This window comes from Pseudoalteromonas rubra (assembly GCF_005887115.1).
Lineage (GTDB): Bacteria > Pseudomonadota > Gammaproteobacteria > Enterobacterales > Alteromonadaceae > Pseudoalteromonas > Pseudoalteromonas rubra_F.
Genome location: NZ_PNCJ01000202.1, coordinates 1 through 218 on the forward strand (window position 1 = coordinate 1; position 218 = coordinate 218).

Annotated in this window: 1 protein-coding gene; it reads right to left on the bottom strand. The window is 49.5% G+C overall.

Annotated elements, in window-relative coordinates; translation table 11 throughout:
• On the bottom strand, positions 1-218 hold a 218-nt coding region (locus CWB98_RS23750), incomplete at both ends, for a type VI secretion protein IcmF/TssM N-terminal domain-containing protein (RefSeq protein ID WP_138547001.1).

The following is a 218-nucleotide window of genomic DNA, read 5'->3' on the forward strand; positions in this document are numbered from 1 at the left end:
TTCTTGTGTCGCACTGGTTAGGTAAACGCCCCGTAAAATAGGCAGCTGCTCGTAGGCGTTAGGGGTGAAAATTTCCTTTAGGAAGGTGTCGGCGATGCCCTGCAGTACACGCAATTGACGAGGAAACTCAAAAATAATGCCACGACGTTTCGGGTCGCGCTCATGCATCAAGCGTTGGTTGAGCTTGGCTGCAAGGTTAGAAATAAGCGCATGGAATT